The sequence below is a fragment of the Streptomyces sp. JNUCC 64 genome, from assembly GCF_054484115.1.
The window spans coordinates 6,850,266-6,876,011 of the sequence record NZ_CM137015.1; the positions used below are offsets into that span (position 1 = coordinate 6,850,266).

General features: G+C 73.0%; 18 protein-coding genes. 10 read left to right on the forward strand and 8 right to left on the reverse strand.

Going from position 1 to position 25,746, the window contains the following annotated elements:
• Positions 1-350 precede the first annotated feature (350 nt).
• The 6 genes from ACVWNX_RS28320 (at position 351) to mshC (ending at position 6,155) form a co-directional block, all read left to right on the forward strand.
• A complete protein-coding gene (locus ACVWNX_RS28320; RefSeq protein ID WP_454411022.1) occupies positions 351-1,406 on the forward strand; it encodes an LLM class F420-dependent oxidoreductase in 1,056 nt (351 codons plus the stop codon).
• 297 nt (positions 1,407-1,703) lie between these two features.
• The gene (locus ACVWNX_RS28325) at positions 1,704-2,489 is read left to right on the forward strand and encodes a ferritin-like domain-containing protein (RefSeq protein WP_454411023.1); all 786 of its coding nucleotides are present in this window, start codon (positions 1,704-1,706) and stop codon (positions 2,487-2,489) included.
• A 197-nt stretch (positions 2,490-2,686) separates the two neighbouring features.
• Positions 2,687-3,400, forward strand: coding sequence for a histidine phosphatase family protein (locus tag ACVWNX_RS28330; RefSeq protein ID WP_454411024.1), 714 nt, complete (start codon positions 2,687-2,689; stop codon positions 3,398-3,400).
• A 97-nt stretch (positions 3,401-3,497) separates the two neighbouring features.
• Positions 3,498-4,088 carry a DUF3090 domain-containing protein gene (locus ACVWNX_RS28335; RefSeq protein ID WP_454411025.1) on the forward strand — a complete coding sequence of 197 codons (591 nt, stop codon included), beginning with the start codon at positions 3,498-3,500 and terminating at the stop codon, positions 4,086-4,088.
• Positions 4,052-4,876, forward strand: a complete 825-nt coding sequence (locus ACVWNX_RS28340) for an SCO1664 family protein (protein ID WP_454411026.1) — start codon at positions 4,052-4,054, stop codon at positions 4,874-4,876. The genes ACVWNX_RS28335 and ACVWNX_RS28340 overlap by 37 nt, the downstream gene beginning before the upstream one ends.
• Positions 4,877-4,925: 49 nt before the next feature.
• Positions 4,926-6,155 carry a cysteine--1-D-myo-inosityl 2-amino-2-deoxy-alpha-D-glucopyranoside ligase gene (mshC, locus tag ACVWNX_RS28345; protein WP_454411027.1) on the forward strand — a complete coding sequence of 410 codons (1,230 nt, stop codon included), beginning with the start codon at positions 4,926-4,928 and terminating at the stop codon, positions 6,153-6,155.
• Positions 6,156-6,296: 141 nt separating this feature from the next.
• Here mshC and ACVWNX_RS28350 read toward each other — a convergent pair whose 3' ends face one another.
• The 8 genes from ACVWNX_RS28350 to ACVWNX_RS28385 all read right to left on the reverse strand — a co-directional run bounded on the left by ACVWNX_RS28350 (position 6,297) and on the right by ACVWNX_RS28385 (position 16,254).
• Positions 6,297-7,529, reverse strand: a complete 1,233-nt coding sequence (locus ACVWNX_RS28350) for an RNA polymerase sigma factor (protein ID WP_454414975.1) — start codon at positions 7,527-7,529, stop codon at positions 6,297-6,299.
• A 101-nt stretch (positions 7,530-7,630) separates the two neighbouring features.
• Positions 7,631-8,002 carry a YciI family protein gene (locus tag ACVWNX_RS28355; RefSeq protein ID WP_454411028.1) on the reverse strand — a complete coding sequence of 124 codons (372 nt, stop codon included), beginning with the start codon at positions 8,000-8,002 and terminating at the stop codon, positions 7,631-7,633.
• A gap of 220 nt (positions 8,003-8,222) precedes the next feature.
• Complete coding sequence (locus ACVWNX_RS28360; RefSeq protein ID WP_454411029.1) at positions 8,223-9,347, reverse strand: PAC2 family protein; 1,125 nt, start codon at positions 9,345-9,347, stop codon at positions 8,223-8,225.
• Between the two features lie 189 nt (positions 9,348-9,536).
• The gene (locus tag ACVWNX_RS28365) at positions 9,537-10,595 is read right to left on the reverse strand and encodes an LLM class flavin-dependent oxidoreductase (protein WP_454411030.1); all 1,059 of its coding nucleotides are present in this window, start codon (positions 10,593-10,595) and stop codon (positions 9,537-9,539) included.
• A 326-nt stretch (positions 10,596-10,921) separates the two neighbouring features.
• The gene (locus ACVWNX_RS28370; protein ID WP_454411031.1) at positions 10,922-12,538 is read right to left on the reverse strand and encodes a glycerol-3-phosphate dehydrogenase/oxidase; all 1,617 of its coding nucleotides are present in this window, start codon (positions 12,536-12,538) and stop codon (positions 10,922-10,924) included.
• Positions 12,539-12,606: 68 nt separating this feature from the next.
• The gene (gene glpK, locus ACVWNX_RS28375) at positions 12,607-14,151 is read right to left on the reverse strand and encodes a glycerol kinase GlpK (protein WP_454411032.1); all 1,545 of its coding nucleotides are present in this window, start codon (positions 14,149-14,151) and stop codon (positions 12,607-12,609) included.
• An 82-nt stretch (positions 14,152-14,233) separates the two neighbouring features.
• Positions 14,234-15,004 (reverse strand): MIP/aquaporin family protein, encoded by a 771-nt coding sequence (locus tag ACVWNX_RS28380; RefSeq protein WP_454411033.1) that lies wholly within the window; start codon positions 15,002-15,004, stop codon positions 14,234-14,236.
• Between the two features lie 482 nt (positions 15,005-15,486).
• Complete coding sequence (locus ACVWNX_RS28385) at positions 15,487-16,254, reverse strand: IclR family transcriptional regulator (RefSeq protein ID WP_454411034.1); 768 nt, start codon at positions 16,252-16,254, stop codon at positions 15,487-15,489.
• A 915-nt stretch (positions 16,255-17,169) separates the two neighbouring features.
• On the opposite strand from ACVWNX_RS28385, the gene metH reads away from it, so the two are divergent.
• The 4 genes from metH (at position 17,170) to ACVWNX_RS28405 (ending at position 25,602) form a co-directional block, all read left to right on the forward strand.
• Entirely contained in the window at positions 17,170-20,697 is a 3,528-nt protein-coding gene (gene metH, locus ACVWNX_RS28390; RefSeq protein ID WP_454411035.1) for a methionine synthase, read from the forward strand.
• A gap of 279 nt (positions 20,698-20,976) precedes the next feature.
• Positions 20,977-21,675, forward strand: a complete 699-nt coding sequence (locus tag ACVWNX_RS28395; RefSeq protein ID WP_454411036.1) for an HAD family hydrolase — start codon at positions 20,977-20,979, stop codon at positions 21,673-21,675.
• A 711-nt stretch (positions 21,676-22,386) separates the two neighbouring features.
• The gene (locus tag ACVWNX_RS28400) at positions 22,387-23,991 is read left to right on the forward strand and encodes an ABC transporter substrate-binding protein (RefSeq protein ID WP_454411037.1); all 1,605 of its coding nucleotides are present in this window, start codon (positions 22,387-22,389) and stop codon (positions 23,989-23,991) included.
• 27 nt (positions 23,992-24,018) lie between these two features.
• Entirely contained in the window at positions 24,019-25,602 is a 1,584-nt protein-coding gene (locus tag ACVWNX_RS28405) for an ABC transporter substrate-binding protein (RefSeq protein ID WP_454411038.1), read from the forward strand.
• The last annotated feature ends 144 nt before the right edge of the window (positions 25,603-25,746 follow it).

Sequence of the window (25,746 nt, forward strand, 5' to 3'; positions counted from 1 at the left end):
GATGCCTGTGGACAACCGGCGGCAACCGGGGCCGAACCGTCACAGTGGGGCCTTTCCCCCACCGCCCCCATCGCCCCCATCGCCCCCGCCGTCCCGTCCGTCCCGTTCGTGCCGCCTCGCCCGCCCTTGTCGCCCCATCCGTTCCGCCTCGCGTCCCGCACGCCTCGCGCGCCCCGTCCGCCGTGCGCGACCGCCCCGCCGCGACCCCGCCGCGCCCCGCCCGCCGTGCGGGTGCCCGTGCGGGCGCCCGTGGCGCCCGGAGCGGCCCCCGCGACCCGTCCTGACGGATCGGCCACCGCGCGCTAGGGTTCGCCGCACAGGTACGTTACTCACCAGTAAGGGGATCGGCCATGCAGCTCGGGATCAACCTCGGCTACTGGGGCGCGGGAATGGACGGCGACAACCTGGCGGTGGCCCGGGAGGCCGACCGGCTCGGCTACGCCGTGTGCTGGGCCGCCGAGGCGTACGGTTCCGACGCCCCCACCGTGCTCTCCTGGGTGGCCGCGCACACCGAGCGGATCGACGTCGGCTCGGCGATCCTCCAGATCCCCGCCCGCCAGCCCGCGATGACCGCGATGACCGCCGCCACCCTCGACTCGCTCTCCGGCGGCCGGTTCCGCCTCGGCCTCGGGGTGTCGGGGCCGCAGGTCTCCGAGGGCTGGTACGGGGTGAAGTTCGACAAGCCGCTGGCCCGCACCCGCGAGTACGTCGAGATCGTCCGCAAGGCCATGAGCCGGGAGCGCCTCACCCACGAGGGACACCACTGGACGCTTCCGCTGCCCGACGGCCCCGGCAAGCCGCTCCGGCTGACCGTGCACCCCGAGCGCCCCCGCGTCCCCCTCTACATCGCGGCGATCGGCCCCAGGAACCTGGAACAGACCGGCGAGATCGCCGACGGCGCCCTGCTGATCTTCTCCTCGGCCGAACACCTGGAGGACACCGCGGTCCGTCATCTGCGGGCGGGCCGGGAGAAGGCCGGGCTGACCCTCGACGGCTTCGACGTCTGTCCCACGCTGCCCCTCGCGGTCGGGGACGACAAGGACGTCACCGCCCTCGCGGACGCCTTCCGCCCCTACACCGCGCTGTACGTCGGCGGGATGGGCAGCCGTCAGCAGAACTTCTACAACCAGCTCGCCCGGCGGATGGGCTACGAGGCGGCGGCCGCCGAGATCCAGGACCGCTACCTCGCCGGGGACAAGGAGGGGGCGGCCGCCGCCGTTCCGCACGAGCTGATCGACTCCACCACCCTGCTCGGTTCCGTCGACCGGATCGCGGACCGGATGCGGGCGTACGCCGCCGCCGGGGTCACCACCCTCACCCTCGCCCCCGCCGGGCTCACCCTCGACGCGCGGCTGGCCGCGCTGCGCGCCGGGACCGAGGCGCTGGAACGCGCCGGACTCGGCTGACCCCGGCCCGGGGCCGCCCGCCCCGGCCCGCGCGGCGGTACGACGGAACCGCCCTCCGGCCGCACGGGCCGGAGGGCGGTCGTCCCCGGAGAAGGGTTCCGCGGCCGTGGTGGGGGCTCGGGGGTCTTCCCCGCCACGGCCGTCACCCAGCACAACGCGCCACCGGCCGCACGGTTACGCACCGGACCGCCCCGTCCGTGTCCCCCGTTCGGCGGAGTCCCCGCACACCCGTGTTGCCGTCCGCCGCCTCCCGCACTTGACTCGTTCTGCGCGGACCCCTGCACGGAGGTGGCAGTCATGCTCTCGGCCAAGAGTCTGTTCCAGGAGATCCTCGACGACGACGAGTCGTTCCGGCTGTTCTGCTCCATCGCGGCCAGCGGAGAGTCCCAGGGCGGCTGGGAGAACGCCCGCATCGCCGCTCTCGTCCCCGCCGTCGAACGGGACCTCGCCCCCAAGGTCGTCCGGCACGGCGCCGACGAGGACAAGCACGGACGGATCTTCAACGCGCTGATGAGGAAACGCGGCCTCACCCCCGTCGAGGTCCCGCCGGACACCGACTACACCATGCTGCTGGAGGGCCGGGGCATCGGCCTCGCGCACGACAAGCTCCGCCGGGACGAACCCCTGACCGTCCGGGACCTCGTCACCTACCTCGCCCACAGCCGGGTCACCGAGCAGCGCGCCTCCGAACAGATGGAGCTGCTGCGCCGCCTCTTCGGCGACCACCCGGACATCGGCCGCGCGGTGAAGATGATCTCCAACGACGAGGACAACCACCTCGCCTACTGTCACGAGGAACTGCTGCGCTTCGCGTACGCCGGACACGGCCGGGCCATCCAGCGCACCCTGCGCGAGTGCGCCCACGCCGAGATCCTCGTCTACCGCGACGTCAGCCTCGCCGTGATGGCCCACATGGGACGCATCCTCGGCTGGTCGCGGGCGAAGGCCGCCGCCCTCGCGGCGGGCATCCACGCCGTGTACGCGTACGAACGGGCCTTCGGCTGGCGGCGGATGGTCTCCCTGACGATGCCCGAACGCCGCGACGCCCTGGGCGGCCCCGCCTCCGCCGCCGAGTTCGCCTGAGCCGCGCGCCGGTTCCCGGCGGGAGCGCCCCGGGAACCCATCGGGAACCCGCCGGGAATCCACCGGGAACCGCCGACGGCCCGCCGCGCCGCCGCACCGCTGTCCGCACGGCCGCCGTCGGTCCGTCGGTTCCGTCGGCCGTCGGCCCGTCCGCCGTACGACGGCGAGGGCGTGACGGCACGACCTAGGCTGTCGGCATGCCCACGCTGATCCTCGTCCGGCACGGACGTTCCACCGCCAACACCGCGGGCCTGCTCGCGGGCTGGACCCCCGGCGTCACCCTCGACGAGCGCGGTACCGCCCAGGCGGCCGCCCTCCCCGGCCGCCTCGACGGGGTCCCGCTGGCCACCGTGGTCAGCAGCCCCCTCGAACGCTGTCTGCGGACCGTCGCCCCGCTGCTCGACGCCCGCCCCGGCCTCACCCGCCACACCGACGACCGGCTCGGCGAGGCCCACTACGGCGACTGGACCGGCCGCAAGCTCGCGGAGCTGAACGACGAACCCCTGATGGCCGCCGTCCAGAGCCACCCCTCCGCCGTCGCGTTCCCCGGCGGGGAGTCGATGCGGGCCATGGCCGCCCGCTCCGCCGAGGCCGTCCGGGAGTGGAACGAGCGGGTCGCCGACGAGCACGGCGCCGACGCCACCTATCTGGTGTGCTCGCACGGCGACATCATCAAGTCGCTGGTCGCCGACGCCCTCGGACTCCACCTCGACCTGTTCCAGCGGGTGTCCGTGGAACCCTGCTCCGTGACCGTCATCCGCTTCACCCCGACGCGGCCCTTCCTGGTCCGGCTGGGGGACACCGGGGACTTCGCCTCGCTCAAACCCCGTGACCTCCCGCCCGGCTCCGGCCCCGCGACCGCCGGGGGCGACGCCACCGCCGAGGTGGGCGGAGGCGCGGGCGCGCCGTGATCGCGGACCGCAGTAGGGTGAGGCGGTCGGAGCAACGCAGCAGCATCCCCTCGCCGGTCGTGTGACCGGCCCGTCGAGATCCCAAGGGAGACAGGACGTGTCCCGTCAGGTGTTCCTCTACGACCCACCGGAGCGTTTCGTGGCCGGTACGGTCGGTCTGCCAGGGCGCCGCACCTTCTTCCTCCAAGCCTCGTCCGGCTCCCGGGTCACGAGCGTCGCCCTGGAGAAGACCCAGGTCGCCGCGCTCGCGGAACGCATGGACGAGCTGCTGGACGAGGTGGTCCGGCGCAGCGGCGGCAGCGCGGCCGTGCCCGCCGTGGCGCCCGCCGAGATCTCCGACACCGCCCCCCTCGACACCCCCGTGGAGGAGGAGTTCCGGGTCGGCACCATGGCGCTGGCCTGGGACGGCGACGACCAGTGCATGGTCGTCGAGGCCCAGGCCCTGGTGGAACTCGACGCCGACTCCGACGAGGACCTCGCGGAGGCGGAGGAGCGCCTCCTCCAGGACGAGGAGAACGGCCCCCCGATGCTCCGGGTCCGGCTCTCCGGAGCCCAGGCCAGGGCCTTCGCCAAGCGCGCCCTGGACGTGGTCAACGCGGGCCGTCCGCCCTGCCCGCTCTGCAATCTGCCGCTCGACCCGGAGGGACACGTATGCCCGCGCCAGAACGGATACCGTCGCGGGGCGTGACCGTCACCGAGCTGCTGGCCCGGGGCGCGCTGACCGTCCGGGGCCGGATCCGGGAAGCCTCCAACACGGCCCTGTACTGCGAGGTCGAGCACGACGGGGAACGGGCGGCCTGCGTCTACAAGCCCGTCTCCGGGGAGCGCCCCCTGTGGGACTTCCCGGACGGGAACCTGGCCCGGCGCGAGGTCGCCGCGTACGAGGTGTCCGAGGCCCTCGGCTGGGGGCTGGTGCCCCCCACCGTGCTCCGCGACGGACCGTACGGCGAGGGCATGTGCCAGCTGTGGATCGAGGCCGTCGAGCCCCCGGGCCAGGGGCTGCTCGCCCTGGTCGACGCCGAGGAGCCCGGGCCCGGCTGGAAGGCGGTCGGTCCCGCCGACATCGGCGGGGGGCGCACCGCCCTGCTGGTGCACGCCGACGACGAGCGGCTGCGCCGGCTCGCGGTCCTCGACGCCGTCATCAACAACTCCGACCGCAAGGGCGGCCATCTGCTGCCCGCCGCCGACGGCCGCCTCTACGGCATCGACCACGGCGTGACGTTCCACACGGACGACAAACTGCGCACCCTGCTGTGGGGCTGGGCGGGGGAGCCGCTGACCGACCAGGCGCGGGACGCCCTCACCGGCCTCAGCGGTGCCCTGGAACCCCAAGAGCCCCTGGCCGTACGGCTGGCGGAGCTGCTCACCGGCCCCGAGATCGCCGCGACCCGGGCCCGGACCACGGCGATGCTGGCCTCCGGAGCCCATCCGGAACCGGGCGGCGAGTGGCCCTCGATCCCGTGGCCGCCCGTTTAAACCCCTGGCCACCGGTGTAGCGGACGCACCGTCCGGTTACGCTCATGTCATGCATGCCTGGCCCGCTTCTGAGGTCCCCGCCCTGCCCGGTGAGGGCCGCGACCTCCGGATCCACGACACCGCGACCGGGGGCCTGATCACCCTCGACCCCGGTCCCGTCGCCCGTATCTACGTCTGCGGCATCACTCCGTACGACGCGACCCACCTGGGTCACGCGGCGACCTACAACGCGTTCGACCTCGTCCAGCGCGTGTGGCTCGACACCAAGCGGCAGGTCCACTACGTCCAGAACGTGACCGACATCGACGACCCCCTCCTGGAGCGCGCCGAGCGCGACGGGGTCGACTGGGTCCGGCTCGCCGACCGCGAGACCACCCTGTTCCGGGAGGACATGACCGCCCTGCGGATGCTGCCCCCGAAGCACTACGTGGGAGCCGTCGAGGCCATACCGGGGATCGTCCCCCTCGTCGAACGCCTCCGCGACGCGGGCGCCGCCTACGAGCTCGACGGCGACGTCTACTTCTCCGTGGAGTCCGACCCCCACTTCGGGGAGGTGTCCCACCTGGACGCCGCCGCGATGCGGCTGCTCTCCGCCGAGCGGGGCGGCGACCCGGACCGTCCGGGCAAGAAGAACCCGCTCGACCCGATGCTGTGGATGGCCGCGCGCGAGGGCGAGCCCCGCTGGGACGGCGGCTCCCTCGGCCCCGGCCGCCCCGGCTGGCACATCGAGTGCGTGGCCATCGCCCTCGACCACCTCGGCATGGGCTTCGACGTGCAGGGCGGCGGCTCCGACCTGGCCTTCCCGCACCACGAGATGGGCGCCTCGCACGCCCACGCCCTCACCGGCGAGCACCCCTTCGCCCGGGCGTACGTCCACGCCGGGATGGTCGCCCTGCACGGCGAGAAGATGTCGAAGTCCAAGGGCAACCTGGTCTTCGTCTCCACGCTGCGCGCCGAGGGCGTCGACCCGGCCGCGATCCGGCTCGCCCTGCTCGCCCACCACTACCGGGCCGACTGGGAGTGGACCGACGACGTCCTGCGGGACGCGGTGGCCCGTCTCGACCGCTGGCGCGCCGCCGTCTCCCGGCCCGACGGGCCCGGGGCTGAGGCGCTGGTCGAGGAGATCCGCGAGGCCCTCTCCCAGGATCTGGACGCCCCCGCCGCCCTCGCCGCCGTCGACCGCTGGGCCGCCCGTCAGGCGGAGCACGGCGGCGACGACGAGGGAGCGCCCGGAGTGGTCTCCCGCGCGGTCGACGCCCTGCTGGGCGTCGCCCTGTAGGTCCCGGCGCCGCGGGCCCACGGCCGCGTCGGCCGCCGGTCCGCGGCGCGTGGTCCGTCCGGTTCCCCGGCCAGTCCGGGGACGGGAACCCTTCGGTGGCCCGTGGCCCGTCCCCCCGGACAGGCCACGGGCCACCGCCCTTCAGCCGTCCGCCTCCACCGCCGTGAGGCGGCGCCGCAGATGGTCCCGCTCGGGCCCGGTGCCCGCCAGGGCGAGCGCCGCCCGGTAGGCGTCGGCCGCCTCGGCCCGCCGCCCCAGCCGGTGGAGCAGCTCCGCGCGGGCCGCCGGATACGGGTGGTGGTCCCGCAGCCGGGGCTCACCGGCGAGCCCGTCCAGCAGCGCGAGCCCGGCGGCGGGCCCGTCCCGCATGGCCACCGCCACCGCCCGGTTCAGTGCCACCACCGGGGACGGGGCGATCGCCGCCAGCACGTCGTACAGCGCCACGATCTGCGGCCAGTCGGTGCCCGGCAGGTCGGGGGCCTCGTCGTGCAGCGCGGCGATCGCGGCCTGCACCCCGTACGGCCCGGGCGGGCCCCCGGTCAGCGCGGCGGGTACCAGGGCCAGCCCCTCCCCGATCATCGGCCGGTCCCAGCGGGCGCGGTCCTGGTCCTCCAGCAGCACCAGTCCGCCGTCGGCACCCACCCGCGCGCCCCGCCGGGCGTGCGTCAGCAGCATCAGCGCCAGCAGCCCCGTGACCTCCCGTTCCCCGGGGAGCAGCCGCCGCAGCAGCCGGGTCAGCCGGATGGCCTCCTCGGCCAGGTCGGGCCGTTGCAGCCGGGGGCCCGCACTGGCCGCGTACCCCTCGGTGAAGAGCGAGTAGAGCACCTGGAGCACCCCGGGCAGCCGCTCCGGCAGCTCGTCGGGGCCCGGCACCCGGAACGGGACGCGCGCCTCGCGGATCTTCTTCTTCGCCCGGACGATCCGCTGCGCCACCGTCGCGGTGGGCACCAGGTGCGCCCGCGCCACCTCCGGGGTGGTCAGCCCCGCCAGACAGCGCAGCACGAGCGCCCCCCGGGCGTCCGCCGCCAGCGCGGGATGGGCGCAGGTGAAGAAGAGCTGCAGCCGTTCGTCGGGCAGGTCCCGGTCGGCGTCGGCGGGCGGCGCCGGGGCGGCCCGTTCCGCCTCGGCGCCCAGCACGGCCAGCCGTGCCGCGTAGGTCCGGTCGCGGCGCAGCCGGTCCACGGCCCGGCGCCGGGCCGTGGTCAGCAGCCAGGCGCCGGGCCGCGCCGGGACCCCGTCCACGGGCCAGCGCCGCAGCGCCGCCTCCACGGCCTCGGAGGCGACCTCCTCGGCCAGGTCGAGATCGCCGAAGCGGCCGACGAGCGAGGCGAGCAGCCGTCCGTGCTCCTCCCGGAACACCTCCTCCACCACCAGGTCGGCGCCCTCCGCGCGGTCCCCGGGGCCCCTGGCGTCCCTGTCGCCTCCGTCGCCTCCGCCGTCCCGTGCGGTCCGGCCCGTGTCCGTCACGGCGTCCCTCAGACGAGGAAGTCGTCGGTGTCCGCGACCGGGCGGACCACCACGGCCCCGTCCCCGCGCGCCCCGGGACAGCGGGCGGCCCAGTCCAGCGCGGCGTCCAGGTCCGGCACGTCGATGACGTAGAAGCCGCCCAGCACCTCGCGGGACTCCGCGAACGGCCCGTCGGTCACGGTCCGCCCGCCGTCGGCGCCGACCCGGACGGTGGTGGCGCTGACGAAGTCCGCGAGGGCCTCGCCCGACACGTAGATCCCGGCGTCCCGCACGGCCTTGGTGTACGCGATCCAGTCGGCGACCTCGCACCCGGCGTCGTCCCCGGTGGCTCCGCCAGCGGCCTGGGTCGCGCCCGCCTGGATCAGCAGCATGTACTTCATCGTCCGACTCCCGTCGTCGTGGAGGTGTTCCGGCGGTGGCCCGCCGCACACCCTCACGACGAACGGGGGGCCGCCGGATCGACACCCCGGTCGGCAATCTTTCCCCGGACGTCCGGGAGCGGCCGTCCGGCCCCGGGGAACGGGACGGGCCGCCGTCACGGGAGGTTCCGTGACGGCGGCCCGTCGGCGTTCCGGCGTCGGTGTGCGGCGTCCGGTCGGGTCAGTCCCCGTCGGGGGCCGGTCCGTCGGTCTCCGGGGCCGGTGCGTCCCCGTCCGGCCCTTCGGCCTCCGGGGCGTCCCCGGGCTCCTCCCCGGACCCGGAGCGCGCGCGGCGGCCGGGGGCGCCACGGCCCTCGGAACCGGTCTCCTGGGGGTCGCGGGAGCCGGAGCCTTCGGTGGCCCTCGGGGCGCGGGGCGGCCGGGCGCGTTCGCCGGGGCCCTCCCGCAGGTACGAGGTGGTCTCGCCGTCGGTGGCCAGCCCGGGGGCGGTGGCCGCGGGGCCGCCGCCGTCCCGGCGCCGCAGATACCGTTCGAACTCCCGGGCGATGGCCTCGCCGGACGCCTCCGGCAGTTCCGCCGTGTCCCGGGCCTCCTCCAGGGTCTGCACGTACTCCGCCACCTCGCTGTCCTCGGCGGCGAGCTGGTCCACGCCGAGCTGCCAGGCCCGCGCGTCCTCCGGCAGCTCGCCGAGCGGGATGCGCAGGTCGATCAGGTCCTCCAGCCGGTTCAGCAGGGCCAGGGTCGCCTTCGGGTTCGGCGGCTGCGACACGTAGTGCGGGACCGCCGCCCACAGCGACACCGCCGGGACGCCGGCGTGGGTGCACGCCTCCTGGAGGATGCCGACGATGCCGGTGGGGCCCTCGTACTTGCTCTCCTCCAGGTCCATGGTGCGGGCCAGGTCGGGGTCGGAGGTGACCCCGCTGACCGGGACCGGCCGGGTGTGCGGGGTGTCCCCGAGCAGTGCCCCGAGGATCACCACCAGCTCCACGCCCAGCTCATGGGCGAAGCCGAGCAGCTCGTTGCAGAACGAGCGCCAGCGCATGGACGGTTCGATGCCCCGCACCAGCACCAGGTCCCGGGGCTTGTCGCCGCCGATCCGGACCACGGACAGCCGGGTGGTCGGCCAGGTGACCTTCCGGACCCCGCCGTCCAGCCACACCGTCGGACGGTTGACCTGGAAGTCGTAGTAGTCCTCCGCGTCGAGCGCGGCGAAGACCTCGCCCTTCCACTCCCGGTCGAGGTGCGCCACGGCGGTGGAGGCGGCGTCACCGGCGTCGTTCCAGCCCTCGAACGCGGCCACCATGACCGGGTCGATCAGCTCGGGGATGCCGTCGAGCTCGATCACCCAGTGCCTCCTTCCGACAAGCACTCACGTACGCCCCAACCTTACGGCCAACGGGACGCCCCGCCGCAGCCCCCTCGCACGGGGGAGTGAACGGACACTGCCCCGGTCAACGCCCCGCGACACCCCGTAGCGCGAACCAGTGACCCGGGTCCCGGCCGCCCCGGGGGGAACGGACGGCGCGGGACCGGCTCAGCTCCACAGGGTGCTCGGCGCCTCCCGGCGCACCACGGGCGCGATCTCCTCGGCGAAACGTTGCAGCGTCTCGATCTGCTCGGCGCCGGACAGCCCGAAGCCGTCCACCGTCACCGACTGCAGCTGGTGGCGGTACGCCGCGTGGTACCCGAGGAGCTTGTCGATGATCTGCTGGGGCGATCCGATCAGCTGGGGGCCGTTGGCGATGGCGTCCTCGATGGTGGTGAACGGGGTGTTGTACCCCGGCCGCCCCACCAGGTGCGCCTTGAAGCCCTGCCGCACCCGCGCCTCGTACAGCTCCTTGTAGCGGGTCACGGCGAGTTCCGGGGTGTCCGCGATCAGCAGCCCCCCGGACCCGGCGCCCACGTACGCCCGCGCCGGATCGTGTCCGTACGCCTCGAACCGCTCCCGGTAGTGGTCGAGCAGCCGGACGTACGCGGCGCGCGGCTGGACGGCGTTGGCGGTGAACAGCGGATCGCCGTGCCGGGCGGCCAGCTCGGTGGAGTGCAGGCTGGTGGCCGAGCCGTGCCAGACCCTGGGGGGACCGGCGAAGGGCCGGGGCACGGTGGTCACGCCCTTCAACGCGGGCCGGAACTCGCCCTCCCAGTCGACCTCCTCCTCCCGCCACAGCCGCCGCAGCAGTTCGTACTTCTCCTTCTGGAGGTCCCACTGCCGTTCCTCGTCCAGCCCGAACAGGTCGAAGTGCCCGGCCTCCGAGCCCTTGCCGACGACCAGCTCGATCCGGCCCCGGGAGAGCTGGTCCAGGGTGGCGTAGTCCTCGGCGACCCGCACCGGGTCGAGGATCGCCACCACCGTCACCCCGGTGAGCAGCCTGATCCGGCTGGTCCGCGCGGCGAGCGCGCCCAGCAGCGCGGTGGGGCTGGAGGAGAGGAACGCGCCCGTGTGCCGTTCCCCGATCGCGTACGCGTCGAACCCGAGCCGCTCGGCGGCCACCCCGGTCTCCACCACCTCCTCCAGCCGGTCCGCGGCGGAGGGGAGCGCGCCGGTCAGGGGATGGGGGGCGTGGCCGACGATGGAGAGCACCTGGAACCTCATGCCCTCCACTGTCCCGGCGGGGTGTTGCCGGGGTGTGTACGCGGTGTGGCGGCGATCATCCCGGACGGCCCGCGCGGCCGTGCGGGACGGGGACGTTCCCCGGTGCCGTGACCCGGCGCGGGGGGACGGGGGAACGGGGGGACGGGACGGCGACGGCCGCCGGGGAGCACCTCCCGGCGGCCGCCGTCCCGGACCGGTCCAGGGCCTGTCCCGGTCGGCTCCGGTCGGTTCCGGGCCGGTTCGGGGCTGGCCCGGAACCGAGCCGGTCAGTCCCGGCGGGTCCCGGTCGGTTCCCGTCAGTCGCGTTTGGTCGCGGTCGGTCCCGTTCAGGCCCGGGCGTCCAGCAGCCGCTGGACGCGGGCCCGGACGTCCGTGGAGTCCAGGCCGCGGATGGTCAGCGTGGTCCGGCGGCGCAGCACGTCGTCCGCGGTCTCGGCCCACTCGTGGTCCCGCGCGTACACCACCTGGGCCCAGATCTCCGGGGCGTCGGGGTGGACGCGCTCGGCCAGTTCCGGGTCCTCGTTGGCCAGCCGGGCGATGTCGAAGGACAGCGAGCCGTAGTGGGTGGCCAGGTGGCGGGCGGTGTCGGCGGCCATCCGGGGGCCGGGGGTGCCGCCGTCCACCAGCAGCCGGTGCGCCACGGCCTGCGGGTTGGCGACGCCCGGCAGCGGCAGTCGGCTCGGCAGCGAGGACATGGGCTCCATGTCCTCGCCCAGCGGACGGCCGGGCAGGGTGGCCAGCTTGTTCATGATGGTGCGGCCGATGTGGCGGAAGGTGGTCCACTTGCCGCCCGCGATGGACAGCATCCCGCCCCGGCCCTCGCTGACCACGGTCTCCCGCTTGGCCTGGGAGGTGTCGCCGGGGCCGCCCGGCAGCACCCGCAGCCCCGCGAAGGAGTAGGTGATCAGGTCCCGGTCCAGCTGGCGGTCCCGGACCGAGAACGCGGCCTCGTCGAGGATCTGCGCGGTGTCCTTCTCGGTCACCGCCACGTCCGCCGGGTCGCCCTCGAACTCCTCGTCGGTGGTGCCGAGCAGGAGCATGTCCTCCCACGGCAGCGCGAAGGTGATCCGGTACTTGTCGATGGGGGTGGCGAGCGCCGCCCGCCAGTGCGAGGTGCGCTTGAGCACCAGGTGGGCGCCCTTGGAGAGCCGGATCGACGGATCGGCTCCGGCGTCCTCCATCCGCCGCAGGTGGTCCACCCAGGGGCCGGTCGCGTTGAGGACGAGCCGGGCGTCCACCCCGAACTCGGAGCCGTCCAGCCGGTCCCGCAGCTCCGCGCCGGTGACCCGGCCCCGGGTGAAGCGCAGTCCGGTGACCTCGGCGTGGTTGAGCACCACGGCCCCGGCCTCCACGGCCGCGCGGACGGTCATCAGGGCCATCCGGGAGTCGTTCATCTGGCCGTCGCCGTACACCGCCACGGCCTTCAGGCCCTCCGTGCGCAGCTCCGGCACGTCCCGCTGGGCCCGGGCGGGCGACAGCAGATGGCCGACGCCGTCACCGAAGGCGGAGAGCGCCGAGTAGGCGAAGACGCCCGCGCCCAGCTTCGCCGCGCCGTGCGGACCGCCCTTGTAGACCGGCAGGTAGAAGGTCAGCGGGTTCGCCAGGTGCGGTGCCACCTCGCGGGAGACCGCCCGCCGCTCGAAGTGGTTCTCCGCGACGAGCTTGACGGCACCGGTCTGGAGGTACCGCAGTCCGCCGTGGAGCAGCTTGGAGGAGGCCGAGGAGGTGGCGCCGGCGAAGTCGGCGGCGTCCACCAGGGCCACCCGCAGCCCCGACTGGGCGGCGTGCCAGGCCGTGGAGATGCCGAGGATGCCGCCCCCGATGACCAGGAGGTCGTACGTGGCCCGGGAGAGCTGTTCCCGGGTCTCGGCGCGGCTCGGGTGGGAGCCCGCCGACGGGTGCAGTCCGAGGGTGGGGTAGGCGGCGCCTGGCTGGGTGGTCATGGTGTGGTGCTCCTCGTCAGCGTGCGAAGACGGCGCCGCCGGGCCGGACCCGGCGGCGCCGCCGGGGGTCAGCTCTCGTCGTCCTCGATCCAGCCCATGGTCCGCTCGACGGCCTTGAGCCAGTTCTTGTACTCGCGCTCCCGCTGGTCCGCGTCCATGCGGGGCGTCCACTCGGCGGCCCGGCGCCAGTTGGCGCGCAGGGCGTCGGTGTCCGGCCAGAAGCCGACGGCGAGGCCGGCGGCGTAGGCCGCGCCGAGGCAGGTCGTCTCGGCGACCATGGGGCGCACCACGGGTGCGTCCAAGACGTCGGAGAGGGTCTGCATCAGCAGGTTGTTGGAGGTCATCCCGCCGTCGACCTTGAGCGCGGTCAGCTCGACGCCGGAGTCCTTGGTCATCGCGTCGGTGATCTCCCGGGTCTGCCACGCGGTGGCCTCCAGGACGGCGCGCGCGATGTGCGCCTTGGTCACGTACCGGGTCAGGCCCGCGATCACCCCGCGCGCGTCGGAGCGCCAGTACGGGGCGAACAGCCCGGAGAACGCTGGGACGAAGTAGGCGCCGCCGTTGTCCTCGACGGAGGAGGCCAGCGTCTCGATCTCGGCCGCGGAGTTGATCAGGCCCATCTGGTCGCGCATCCACTGCACCAGCGAACCGGTGACCGCGATGGAGCCCTCCAGGGCGTAGACCGGGTCCTGGTCCCCGATCCGGTAGCCGACCGTGGTGAGCAGCCCGGAGTAGGAGTTGATCAGCTGGTCCCCGGTGTTCATCAGCATGAACGTGCCGGTGCCGTACGTGGACTTGGCCTCGCCCACGCCGAAGCAGGTCTGGCCGAACAGGGCCGCCTGCTGGTCGCCGAGGGCCGAGGCCACCGGGACGCCGCCGAGCAGCTCGCCGAGCGGACCGCCCTTGACCTCGCCGTACACCTCCGAGGAGGAGCGGATCTCGGGGAGCATCCCGGTCGGCACGCCGATGGACGCCGCGATCTTGGGGTCCCACTGGAGGGTGTGCAGGTTCATCAGCATGGTGCGGGAGGCGTTGGTGACGTCGGTGACGTGCCGTCCGCCGTCGGTGCCGCCCGTGAGGTTCCAGATGACCCAGGAGTCCATGGTGCCGAAGAGGATGTCCCCGGCCTCGGCGCGCTCCTGGAGGCCCTCGACGTTCTCCAGCAGCCAGCGGGCCTTGGGGCCGGAGAAGTAGCTGGCGAGGGGGAGTCCGGTCTCGCGGCGGAAGCGGTCCTGGCCGACGTTGCGGCCCAGTTCCTTGCAGAGTCCGTCGGTGCGGGTGTCCTGCCAGACGATGGCGTTGTGCACCGGCTCGCCGGTGTGCCGGTCCCACAGCAGGGTGGTCTCGCGCTGGTTGGTGATGCCGACGGCGAGGATGTCCCCGCGGGTGATCCCGGCCTTGCGGATCGCCCCGGCGACGACCTCCTGCACATTGGCCCAGATCTCGGTGGCGTCGTGCTCCACCCAGCCCGGCTTGGGGAAGATCTGCTCGTGCTCCTTCTGGTCGACGGAGACGATCCGGCCGTCCCGGTCGAAGACGATGCAGCGGCTGGACGTGGTGCCCTGGTCGATCGCTGCGATGTACGGGCCGGTGGGGGTCGTGGCGTCGGTCACGGGTCTGCTCCTGGGGTCCGGGACCCGGGCGGTCGCCCGGGGCCTTGTGGTCTCGCTGGTTCTCGTGCGCGGGTCGCGGTGACTACGCGAAGGCGATGTTGTAGATACCGCCCGCGGCGGCCCCGCCAATCAGCGGCGCCACGACGGGTACCCATGCGTAGCTCCAGTCGGACCCGCCCTTGTTGGGCAGGGGGAGCAGGGCGTGGACGATGCGGGGGCCGAGGTCGCGTACCGGGTTGATCGCGTATCCGGTGGGCCCGCCCAGGGAGAGGCCGATGCCGACCACGACCAGGGAGGTGATCAGGGCGCCGAGGACGCCGAGGCCGTCGCCGTCCGCGTTGAGGCCCTGGGTGAGGATCGCGAGGACCAGCACGACGGTGGCGATGACCTCGGTGGTGACGTTCTGGACGGCGTTGCGGATCTCGGGGGCGGTGGAGAAGATCCCGAGCACCGGGCCGGGGCCCTTGGGGTCCTGGGTGCCGGGCGCCCCGACCAGGTCGCTGTCCGTCAGATGGGCCTGGAACTGGCCGTAGTAGGTGATCCACACGAGCACGGCGCCGAGCATGGCGCCCAGGAGCTGCGCGGCCAGGTAGGCCGGGACGTCGGCCCACTCGGTACCGCCCTGGACGGCGAGGCCGAAGGTCACCGCGGGGTTCAGATGGGCGCCGGAGACGCCGCCCGCGAGGTAGGCCGCGGTGAGGACCGCGAAGCCCCAGCCGAAGGTGATGGCCAGCCAGCCCGCGTTCCGGGCCTTGGACCGCTTCAGGGTGACGGCGGCGCAGACACCGCCGCCGAGCAGGATGAGGACGGCGGTTCCTATGGTCTCGCCGATGAAGATGTCGGAGGTGGACACCCGCGACTCCTTTGTTGCTTGTGTCGCCACACTCTAGCGCGTATTGCCGTTAGGTGTTCGACAATGCCGACCGATGGACGGGAGTCTTGTCCGGTTGTTACCGGTGAGTCAAGGGTTCTGTCATCGAGAACGGGATCGTTATTGATCGCGAAGGCTTATCGAACGGGCATCGTGGCTGCCGCTGCCGCTGCCGCTGCCGCTGCCGCTGCCGCTGCCGCTGCCGCTCGCCGCCGTCGCTGCCGTGGCGCCGTCGTGACCGCCGTGGCCTTCCCGGGTCCGCCTACCCCGACCGGGGCGGGCGGACGCGAAAACGCCCCACGGGCGTCCGTGGGGCGGGGGAGGGTGCGGAAGGCCGTCGTCGGAGGCGCGGCGCGCCCGCGCGGGCGGGCGCGCCCCCGCGTGCGCGGGCCGGGACGGGCGTGGGGGCTACGGGCCGGAGGGCCGTCGCGGGGCCGGAGCCGCGTTGAAGGCGGGCGGCCCCCTCAGAAGCGGCTGGCTCCCAGGTCCCGGGAGACCGACCGCGCGCACTCACGCACCGAGGCGATCAGTTCGGGCCGCAGCGCGCCGTCCGCCCCCCGGACCCGTTCCACGGCCCCGGTGATCCCGACCGCGCCCACCGGCATCCGGCGCCGGTCGTGAATCGGCGCGGCCACCGACGCCACGCCCTCCCAGGTCTCCTCGACGTCGGAGGCGTACCCCCGGGCGCGGGTCAGTCCCAGCACCTCCTCGAAGCCGTCCAGGTCGCAGACCGTCGACCCGGTGAACGCCTTGCGGTCGGCCTCCAGCGCCTCGCTGTGGGCCACCGGGTCGTAGGCCGCGAGCACCTTGCCCAGCGCGGTGGAGTGCAGCGGCTGCATCGCCCCGACCTCCAGCACCTGGCGGCTGTCGTCGGGCCGGAACACGTGGTGCACGATCAGCACCCCGTGCTGGTGCAGCACCCCCAGGTAGACGCTCTCGCCGCTGGACCGGGCCAGGTCGTCCGTCCACACCAGGGCGCGCGCCCGCAGCTCGTGGACGTCGAGGTAGGTGGTGCCCAGGCGCAGCAGCTCGGCGCCCAGCTGGTAGCGGCCCGAGGCCGGGTCCTGTTCGACGAACCCCTCGGCCTGGAGGGTGCGCAGGATGCCGTGCGCGGTGCCCTTGGCGAGGTCGAGGGCGGAGGCGATGTCGGAGAGGCCGAGCCGCCGCTCACCACCGGCGAGCAACCGCAGCATCGCCGCGGCCCGTTCGAGCGACTGGATGTTCCTCGCCATCGCCCCGCCTCCTTCGTCTCTTCGGTCCGCTGCCGTCGGCCGCCGTAGCGCGTTCGGCAATGCTGAACAATATCGGTCTTCGCCGACCCGGTGCTCCGGGTGGTGAGCGTATGTTTCCACCCGGCCGGGCCCGGTGGTGACACCCGCCGCGTCCCGGCCTGGTGCGGACCGCCTCTCCCGGACGTCCGGGAGGCGGGGCGGGCGCGGGGCGGGGTCCTCCGGCCCGTCCGCTCCGCGCGGGTCCGTCGTGGCCGGTCGCGCCGTTCCCCGCGCCCCCTTGACCGGGTCGCTGTCCGTGGTCGTCTGCGGGTGCGTCGTGGTTGCTCGCGCCGTTCCCCGCGCCCCTTTCGGGGCGTCCGGTGTGGCGGTGCCCTGGCCCCGGGGGTTCCCTGTGCCCTTCGGGGTGCCCGGTGTCGGGGGGTGTCCTGATCCCGATTGTTCCCTGTGCCCCTTGGGGCGTCCGGTGCCGGACGGTGTCCTGATCCCGGCTGTTCCTGTGTCCCTTGGGGCGTCCGGTGTCGGGCGGTGCCCTGGTCCCGGGGGTTTCGCCGTGTCGCTCCGGGGCGTCCCCGCCCCGCCCGGCGTGCCGGGCGCGTGTGTCGCCACGGTCGGGTCCGGCCGTGGCGCGGGGGACGTTCCGCCGCTCACCGGACGACACCACCCGAGCGGCCCACCGGATGCCCCCCGTCGGCCCACACCCGCCCCCGGGGGAACGGCCGCCACCCCCACCGGAACGTCTCCCCGGAAGGATGGAACACTCCCTTCCGGGCGCCCCGCCGACCCCCGGCGCCGTCCATCCGCCCGTCCGCCCCGTGGACGCGCCCGCACGCCGCCCCCCGTCCCGGCTACCCTGGGCGGGTGCGCCTTCCCGCGAAGCCGCAAAGCCGACAGCCGTCGCATCCCAGGGAGCCCTACATGGCCTCGTCGCCCACCCCGTCCGCCGCGCCCGCCGACAGCCGCGCCCGCACCGACGCCCTGCGCGAAGCCCTCGCCAGCCGCGTCGTGGTCGCCGACGGCGCCATGGGCACGATGCTCCAGGCCCAGGACCCCACCCTTGAGGACTTCCAGGACCTCGAAGGCTGCAACGAGGTCCTGAACGTCACCCGGCCCGACATCGTCCGCACGGTGCACGAGGCGTACTTCGCCGTCGGTGTCGACTGCGTGGAGACCAACACCTTCGGCGCCAACTTCTCCGCCCTCGGCGAGTACGACATCCCGGAGCGGACGTACGAGCTGTCCGAGTCGGGCGCCCGGATCGCCCGCGAGGTCGCCGACCGGTTCACCCTGGAGACCGGACAGCAGCGCTGGGTGCTCGGCTCGATCGGCCCCGGCACCAAGCTCCCCACCCTCGGCCACGCCGAGTACGCCCTGCTGCGCGACTACTACCAGCGCAACGCCGAGGGCCTGATCGCGGGCGGCGCCGACGCCCTCATCGTGGAGACCACCCAGGACCTCCTCCAGACGAAGGCCGCCGTCCTCGGCTCGCGCCGCGCCCTGGAGGCCACCGGCACCGATCTGCCCGTCATCTGTTCGGTCACCGTCGAGACCACCGGCACCATGCTCCTCGGCTCCGAGATCGGCGCGGCCCTCACCGCCCTGGAGCCGCTCGGCATCGACATGATCGGGCTGAACTGCGCCACCGGTCCGGCCGAGATGAGCGAGCACCTGCGCTACCTCGCCCGCAACTCCCGGATCCCGCTCTCCTGCATGCCCAACGCGGGCCTGCCCGTCCTCGGCAAGGACGGCGCCCACTACCCGCTCACCGCCCCCGAACTCGCCGACGCCCAGGAGACGTTCGTCCGGGAGTACGGACTGTCGCTGGTCGGCGGCTGCTGCGGCACCACCCCCGAGCACCTGCGCCAGGTCGTGGAGCGGGTGCGCGGGCTCACCCCGCCCGTCCGCGAGCCGCGCCCCGAGCCCGGCGCCGCCTCGCTCTACCAGACCGTGCCGTTCCGCCAGGACACCTCGTACCTCGCCATCGGCGAGCGCACCAACGCCAACGGCTCCAAGAAGTTCCGCACGGCGATGCTGGAGGGCCGCTGGGACGACTGCGTGGAGATGGTCCGCGACCAGATCCGCGAGGGCGCCCACATGCTCGACCTGTGCGTCGACTACGTGGGCCGGGACGGCGTCGCCGACATGGCGGAGCTGGCCGGACGCTTCGCCACCGCCTCCACGCTGCCCGTCGTCCTCGACTCCACCGAGGTCGAGGTGCTCCGCGCGGGCCTGGAGAAGCTCGGCGGCCGGGCCGTCATCAACTCCGTCAACTACGAGGACGGCGACGGGCCCGAGTCCCGGTTCGCCAAGGTCACCGCCCTCGCCCGGGAGCACGGCGCCGCCCTGATGGCCCTCACCATCGACGAGGAGGGCCAGGCCCGCACCGCGGAGAAGAAGGTCGAGATCGCGGAACGGATCATCGACGACCTCACCACCAACTGGGGCGTCCTGGAATCCGACATCCTCATCGACACCCTCACCTTCACCATCTGCACCGGTCAGGAGGAGTCCCGCAAGGACGGCATCGCCACCATCGACGCCATCCGCGAGCTGAAGCGCCGCCGCCCGGACGTGCAGACCACCCTCGGACTGTCCAACATCTCCTTCGGCCTCAACCCGGCCGCCCGGCTCGTCCTGAACTCCGTCTTCCTCGACGAGTGCGTCAAGGCCGGGCTGGACTCGGCCATCGTCCACGCCTCCAAGATCCTCCCCATCGCCCGGCTGGAGGAGGAGCAGGTCCAGGTCGCCCTCGACCTCATCTACGACCGCCGCGCCGAGGGCTACGACCCCCTCCAGCGCCTCCTCGAACTCTTCGAGGGCGTCGACACCCGGTCGATGAAGGCGGGCAAGGCCGAGGAACTCGCCGCGCTGCCGCTGGAGGAGCGCCTCAAGCGGCGCATCATCGACGGCGAGAAGAACGGTCTGGAGGCCGACCTCGACGCGGCGCTGGCCGAACGTCCCGCGCTCGACATCGTCAACGAGACCCTCCTCGACGGGATGAAGGTCGTCGGCGAACTCTTCGGCTCCGGCCAGATGCAGCTGCCGTTCGTGCTCCAGTCCGCCGAGGTGATGAAGGGCGCCGTCGCCTACCTCGAACCCCACATGGAGAAGTCGGACGCGGAGGGCAAGGGCACCATCGTGCTCGCCACCGTCCGGGGCGACGTCCACGACATCGGCAAGAACCTCGTGGACATCATCCTCTCCAACAACGGCTACAACGTCGTCAACATCGGCATCAAGCAGCCCGTCTCCGCCATCCTGGAGGCCGCCGAGGAGCACCGCGCCGACGTCATCGGCATGTCCGGTCTGCTGGTCAAATCCACGGTGATCATGAAGGAGAACCTCCAGGAGCTGAACCAGCGCGGGCTCTCCGCCGACTACCCCGTCATCCTCGGCGGCGCCGCGCTCACCCGGGCCTACGTGGAGCAGGACCTCCACGAGATCTACGAGGGCGAGGTCCGCTACGCCCGCGACGCCTTCGAGGGCCTGCGGCTGATGGACGCGCTGATCGCCGTCAAGCGCGGGGTCCCCGGGGCGTCGCTGCCCGAGCTGAAGCAGCGCCGGGTCCGCGCCACCACGGCCACCGCCCCCGTGGTGGCGGACCACCCCGAGGAGGGCACGGTCCGCTCCGACGTCGCCGTCGACAACCCCCTGCCGACCCCGCCGTTCCTGGGCACCCGGGTGATCAAGGGCATCCAGCTCAAGGAGTACGCCTCCTGGCTGGACGAGGGCGCCCTGTTCAAGGGCCAGTGGGGCCTCAAGCAGAACCGCGCCGGGGACGGCCCCAGCTACGAGGAGCTGGCCGAGACCGAGGGGCGGCCCCGGCTGCGCGGCTGGCTCGACAAGCTCCAGACGGAGAACCTGCTGGAGGCGGCCGTGGTCTACGGCTACTTCCCCTGCGTCTCCAAGGGCGACGACCTGATCATCCTGGACGAGGCGGGCAACGAGCGGACCCGCTTCAGCTTCCCCCGCCAGCGCCGGGGCCGCAGGCTCTGCCTCGCCGACTTCTTCCGCCCCGAGGAGTCGGGGGAGACCGATGTGGTCGGCCTCCAGGTCGTCACCGTCGGCTCCCGGATCGGGGAGGCCACCGCCGAACTCTTCGAGGCCAACGCCTACCGCGACTACCTGGAGCTGCACGGGCTGTCCGTCCAGCTCGCGGAGGCGCTCGCCGAGTACTGGCACGCCCGGGTCCGCTCCGAGCTGGGCTTCGCCGGGGAGGACCCGTCCGCGATCGAGGACATGTTCGCCCTGAAGTACCGCGGTGCCCGTTTCTCCCTCGGCTACGGGGCCTGCCCCGACCTGGAGGACCGCGCCAAGATCGCCCGGCTGCTGGAGCCCGAGCGCATCGGGGTGGTCCTCTCCGAGGAGTTCCAGCTCCACCCCGAGCAGTCCACCGACGCCATCGTGATCCACCACCCCGAGGCGAAGTACTTCAACGCCCGCTGACCCCACGACCGGACGGTCCGCGAACGGCCGGTCACCTCCCGTTCCCAGGAGGTGACCGGCCGCGCACCTGTTTTCCCCCGCCCCCACCTGCTCTCGCCCCGCCCCCCAGCCGGTTCTCCCCCGCCACCCGGCCCCGGACGGGGAGCCCGGAGGGAAACCACCGGGCGTTTTCCGCCACCGCGCCGTACACTGGTCGGTCCAGTGCAGGCCGGCTGCCTTCCGCGGGGACACCGCGGCGCGCGCAGTCGGCCTCTTCGTCCCTCATGGAGGTGTGCCCGGATGACCACCACGGTTCCCGCGCCCGGCAGCAGGTCCGCCGACGGTTCCGCGCTCCAGGCCGTCCTCCTCGACATGGACGGCACCCTCGTGGACACCGAGGGCTTCTGGTGGGACGCGGAGGTGGAGGTCTTCGCCGCGCTCGGCCACCGGCTCGACGAGGCGTGGCGGCACGTGGTCGTCGGCGGTCCGATGTCCCGCAGCGCCGGGTTCCTCATCGAGTCGACCGGCGCCGACATCACCCTCCCCGAGCTGACCGTCCTGCTCAACGACGGGTTCGAGCGACGGATCAGCCGGGCGCTGCCCCTGATGCCCGGCGCCGCCCGGCTCCTCGCCGAGCTGGCCGCCCACCGGATCCCGACCGCCCTGGTCTCCGCCTCCCACCGGCGCATCATCGACCGGGTCCTGCACTCGCTCGGACACGGCAACTTCCAGCTGACCGTCGCCGGGGACGAGGTGGAGCGGACCAAGCCGTTCCCCGACCCGTACCTGATCGCCGCGGCGGGCCTGGGCGCCGACCCCGCGCGCTGCGCCGTCGTGGAGGACACCGCCACCGGGGTGGCCGCCGCCGAGGCCGCGGGCTGCCGGGTGGTCGCGGTGCCGTCGGTGGCGCCGATCCGGGCCGCCGCGGGCCGTACCGTGGTCTCCTCGCTGGAACAGGTGGACCTGGCGTTCCTGCACGACCTGATGAGCCCCAACTGACCTCCCGCCGCCGGTAGGTCCCTTCCAGGGGCCCGCCCCCGGCCTGCGCGCCGTCGCCGTCCCGCCACCGCTCCCGGTCGCCGCGCCGACTCGCCACCGTTCCGGGTCCCGGTCGCCGCCCCGTCCCGCCCCCGGTCCTGGTGGCCGTCCGACCCCGCACCGGTGCCGGGTCCGCCGCGCCCGCCCCGCTCCGGACCCCGCTCCCCGTCCGGTGTCCGGCTCGTCGTCCGGGCCGGTGTCCGGGCCGCCCGTTCCCGTCCCCGCCGTCCTCTCCGTCCCCCTCCGTCCGGTCCGGCGCGCTCGCCTGCGCGTCCGGATCGTCAACTGCGCATCGATGAAGTCCGGTTCGCACGGAATGCCCTGACGGAGGTCAAGGCTGTCCTGCGGATCGCCGAGACCGACCGTGTGAGCTTTGCCACGCCGGTCGGGGTCGACAGCCCAGACGCCCTGTGCAGAACGTCCCCCGCCCCGTCCGGAAGGGGCGTCCATGTGTCCCGATTGGTGAAAGGACGCACGAAACCTTCCGCTGTCGGTTGTTCGGTGTGTCGGGCACCGGCTTCAGAGCGTGAGGGGCCCCGGTCCGCCGTCCGGTCGGGGGGTCCCGGCCCGCCGCACTAGGGTCGTCGCGAGAACCTCGCCGGAATCCCGGACACCGCCCTCACACCCCCGTCGCCGGTGTCCGGGGATCAACCGCTCTGGAGAACCCCGCCCATGAACCGCAAGACGTTGGTGCTGCCGGCCGTCCTCGGCCTGTTCACCCCGGTCCTCGTCGCCTGTGGCGAGCCCGACGGCGGGGAGCGGGCCAAGCACGCGATCACGGTCGGCACCACCGACACCCTCGCGGCGACCAAGAAGGCGCCCGCGCCGCTGGATCCGGCGTCCGCCTACGACGTCGGTTCCTGGAACGTGCTGCGCCAGTCCCTCCAGACGCTGATGACCCTGCCGCGCGGCGGTGGCGTGCCGGTTCCCGACGCGGCCGAGAAGTGCGGCTTCACGGACACCGGCAACGAGCGCTACGAGTGCACCCTGCGCGACGGACTGACCTTCGCGAGCGGGGCCCCGGTCACCGCGACCGACGTCAAGCACTCCATCGAGCGGGTCCTCACCATCAAGGCGCCCAGCGGCGTCGACGCCCTGCTCAACACCATCGACACGGTCGAGACCCAGGGCTACAAGAAGGTCGTCTTCCATCTGCGGACCCCCGACGCGACCTTCCCGTTCAAGCTGGCCACCCCCGTCGCCAGCATCGTGCACCCCGAGGACTACCCCGTCGACCGGCTCCGCAAAGGCTTCCGCGTCGACGGCTCCGGCCCCTACACCCTGAAGGCCGAGACCGACGGCGACACCGTCACCAAGGTGGTCTTCACCAAGAACGACCGGTACGAGGGTCCGCACACCCCCAAGAACAGCAAGGTCGAACTCCGTCACTTCGCCGACGCCGAGGCCATGGGCGCGGCGCTGGACGGGGACGAACTCGACCTGATGACCCGCACCATGTCGCCGCGGCAGGTCGAGAAGTTCTCCAAGAGCTCCGACGGGGACGTCGAACTCGTCGAGAACTCCAGTCTGGAGATCCGCTACCTCGGTTTCGACACCGACGCGCCCGTGGTCCGCGAGAAGGCGGTCCGCCGGGCCATGGCCCAGATCATCGACCGCGGCGAACTCGTTTCCACCGTCTACGGGGAGATGGCCGACCCGCTCTACTCCCTGGTTCCGGCCACTCTCACCGGACACTCCAGCGCCTTCTTCGACGAGTACGGCGCGCCGAGCACCAAGAAGGCCCGCGCGATGCTGCGCGAGGCCGGGATCACCACACCCGTCAAGCTCACCCTCCACTACACCACCGACCACTACGGCCCCCACACCAAACGGGAGTTCGAGGTGCTCCGGAAGCAGCTCAACGCCAGTGGTCTGTTCGACGTCGACGTCAAGGGCACGGAATGGGTCACGTTCCGAGCCAGGGAACTCGACGGCGAGTATCCGGTGTACGGTCTCGGGTGGTTCCCCGACTTCCCCGACGCCGACAACTTCCTCGCCCCCTTCCTCGACAAGGGCAATTTCCTCGCGCTGCCGTACGTGAACAGCGTCATCCGTGACGACCTGATCCCCGAGTCGCGCCGCGAGGCGGACCGGCTGGGCGCGGCGGACAGCATCAAGGAGATCCAGGACATCGTCGCCGAGGACGTGCCCGTACTGCCTCTGTGGCAAGGCAGGCAGTACGTGGCCGCGCGCGACGGCATCCAGGGTGCCGAATGGGCACTCGACTCTTCGTCGAACCTTCAGTTGTGGGAGCTCAGCCGCGGAGTCAGCGGCTGAACTCCCTTGGACCCCCCAAGGTAGATTGTGAAGAAGCGCACCCAGTGGTCCGTCCTGTCGATAGCCACGGGGCTGGCCGCCGCCACCCTGAGCGGCTGCGGTACGGAGAACGGAGAGTCCGGCAGCGGAGGTTCCGTCGTGGTCGGCATGACCGACGCCGTCCACGCGACCGACCCCGCCTCCGGCTACGACCCAGGCTCGTGGCTGCTGTTCAACAACGTGTTCCAGTCCCTTCTCAGCTTCCCGGTCGGCAGTACCCAACCGGAGCCCGAGGCCGCCGAGCGATGCGACTTCACCGACGTCCAGGCCAAGGTGTTCGAATGCACCCTGCGCAAGGGCCTGAAGTTCAGCAACGGCAACGCGCTGACCTCCGCCGACGTGAAGTTCTCCTTCGACCGTCTGATGCGCATCAACGACGACGCGGGTCCGGCGATCATGTTCCCCATGCTCGACCGGGTGGAGACGCCGGACGCCGAGACCGTCGTCTTCCGGCTGAACGTCCCCGACGCGACCTTCCCCAGTAAGATCGCCTCCGGCGCGGGCTCGATCGTGGACCGGCGCGAGTACCCGGCCGACAAGCTGCGCACCGACGGCCGGGCGGTCGGCTCGGGCCCCTACAAGCTCGACTCGTTCGCCAAGGAGCGCGCGGAGTTCTCGCGCAACGGCTCCTACAAGGGCAACGCCAAGCTCCGCAACGCCAAGATCACCCTGCGGCTCTTCGGCGGTGACCAGAAGGCGCTGAAGGAGGCGCTGATCGGCGAGGAGGTGGACGTCGCCTACCGCGGTCTCGCGGCCAAGGACATCGCCGAGATCGAGAACGACACCAGCACCGGCACCGGCATCGACCTCGTGCCCGGCAGCAGCGCCGAGGTCCAGCACCTGGTCTTCAACGTGAAGGACCCGGTGGTCGGCAAGGAGGGCGTCCGCAAGGCGATCGCCCAGCTGATCGACCGCGAGGAACTCGTCCACCAGGTCTACGACTCCACCGCGGACCCGCTGTACTCGATCATCCCGGCCGGGATCACCGCGCACAGCACGGCCTTCTTCGACGAGTACGGGGGCCGTCCGCAGCGGGCCAAGGCCAAGGAGGCGCTCGTCGCCGAGGGCATCACCGACAAGGTGAAGCTGACCCTGTGGTCGACCCCCTCGCGGTACGGTCCCTCCACCGACCGGCAGTTCAGGGCGATCGCCCGGCAGCTGAACGAGAGCGGGCTGTTCGACGCCCGGGTGCGCTCGGTCGAGATCGGCCAGTACGAGAAGGACATCGCCGCGGGCAAGTACGGGGTGTACGTGAAGGGCTGGGTCCCGGACTACCCGGACCCCGACAACTTCACCCAGCCGTTCTTCGGCAAGGGCAACGTCCTCGGCAACAACTACGAGAACCGCACCATCACGGGCGAGATCATCCCGGCCACGGCCGCCGAGAGCAGCCGCGCCGCCACCCGCAAGGACTACGGCAGGCTCCAGGACATCGTGGCCAGGGACGTGCCGATCATCCCGCTCTGGCAGGCCAAGCAGTACGCGGTCGTCCGGGACAACGTCTACGGGCTGGAGAACTGCCTCGACGCCTCCACCGTGTTCCGGTTCTGGGAGATCAGCAAGGGCGAGTGAACGAAACGCCCGCCGGGGTCCGTCGACGACGGACCCCGGCACGGGGAAGGGCTGTGGGGCGCCGTCCGGTACCGGACGGCGCCCCACAGCCCTTCCCCGTGCGCGCCTTCCCGGTAGGGGGCTCCCCGTGTGCGTCCGAAAACC